Source organism: Marinospirillum alkalitolerans (assembly GCF_045055655.1).
Lineage (GTDB): Bacteria > Pseudomonadota > Gammaproteobacteria > Pseudomonadales > Halomonadaceae > Marinospirillum > Marinospirillum alkalitolerans.
The window spans coordinates 1-1,638 of record NZ_JBANFI010000023.1 but is presented as its reverse complement, the minus strand read 5'-3'; the positions used below and the strand labels follow the sequence as shown (position 1 = coordinate 1,638).

1 rRNA gene is annotated in these 1,638 nt (G+C 53.3%); it reads left to right on the top strand.

The features are described 5' to 3' along the window. Positions 1 to 63: 63 nt before the first annotated feature. Positions 64 to 1,600: ribosomal RNA gene (locus tag V6U78_RS12655) — 16S ribosomal RNA — on the top strand. Positions 1,601 to 1,638: the final 38 nt, after the last annotated feature.

Sequence of the window (1,638 nt, the reverse complement as noted above, 5' to 3'; positions counted from 1 at the left end):
AGGATCTCAATTATTCGTTTGAACCTTGAGCCAAGTTTGATTCACTTACGAATCGATGATTTTAAACTGAAGAGTTTGATCATGGCTCAGATTGAACGCTGGCGGCAGGCCTAACACATGCAAGTCGAGCGGCAGCACGAGAAAGCTTGCTTTCTTGGTGGCGAGCGGCGGACGGGTGAGTAATACATGGGAATCTGCCCGATAGTGGGGGACAACGTTTCGAAAGGAACGCTAATACCGCATACGTCCTACGGGAGAAAGCAGGCTTAGGCTTGCGCTATCGGATGAGCCCATGTCGGATTAGCTTGTTGGTGAGGTAATGGCTCACCAAGGCGACGATCCGTAACTGGTCTGAGAGGATGATCAGTCACACCGGAACTGAGACACGGTCCGGACTCCTACGGGAGGCAGCAGTGGGGAATATTGGACAATGGGGGCAACCCTGATCCAGCCATGCCGCGTGTGTGAAGAAGGCCTTCGGGTTGTAAAGCACTTTCAGCGAGGAGGAAAGCAGTAAGGTTAATACCCTTATTGTGTGACGTTACTCGCAGAAGAAGCACCGGCAAACTCCGTGCCAGCAGCCGCGGTAATACGGAGGGTGCGAGCGTTAATCGGAATTACTGGGCGTAAAGCGCGCGTAGGCGGTTTGTTAAGCCAGATGTGAAAGCCCTGGGCTCAACCTAGGAACGGCATCTGGAACTGGCAAGCTAGAGTACAGTAGAGGAAGGTGGAATTCCACGTGTAGCGGTGAAATGCGTAGATATGTGGAGGAACACCAGTGGCGAAGGCGGCCTTCTGGACTGATACTGACGCTGAGGTGCGAAAGCGTGGGGAGCAAACAGGATTAGATACCCTGGTAGTCCACGCCGTAAACGATGTCAACTAGCCGTTGGAATCCTTGAGATTTTAGTGGCGCAGCTAACGCACTAAGTTGACCGCCTGGGGAGTACGGCCGCAAGGTTAAAACTCAAATGAATTGACGGGGGCCCGCACAAGCGGTGGAGCATGTGGTTTAATTCGATGCAACGCGAAGAACCTTACCTACTCTTGACATCCAGAGAACTTAGCAGAGATGCTTTGGTGCCTTCGGGAACTCTGAGACAGGTGCTGCATGGCTGTCGTCAGCTCGTGTTGTGAAATGTTGGGTTAAGTCCCGTAACGAGCGCAACCCCTATCCTTATTTGCCAGCGAGTAATGTCGGGAACTCTAAGGAGACTGCCGGTGACAAACCGGAGGAAGGTGGGGACGACGTCAAGTCATCATGGCCCTTACGAGTAGGGCTACACACGTGCTACAATGGTCGGTACAACAGGTTGCTAACCCGCGAGGGGGCGCTAATCCGCAAAAACCGATCGTAGTCCGGATCGCAGTCTGCAACTCGACTGCGTGAAGTCGGAATCGCTAGTAATCGCGAATCAGAATGTCGCGGTGAATACGTTCCCGGGCCTTGTACACACCGCCCGTCACACCATGGGAGTTGATTGCACCAGAAGTAGCTAGCTTAACCTTCGGGAGGGCGGTTACCACGGTGTGGTTAATGACTGGGGTGAAGTCGTAACAAGGTAGCCGTAGGGGAACCTGCGGCTGGATCACCTCCTTACCGACAACACCAGCTACCCTCAAGTGCTCACATGAATG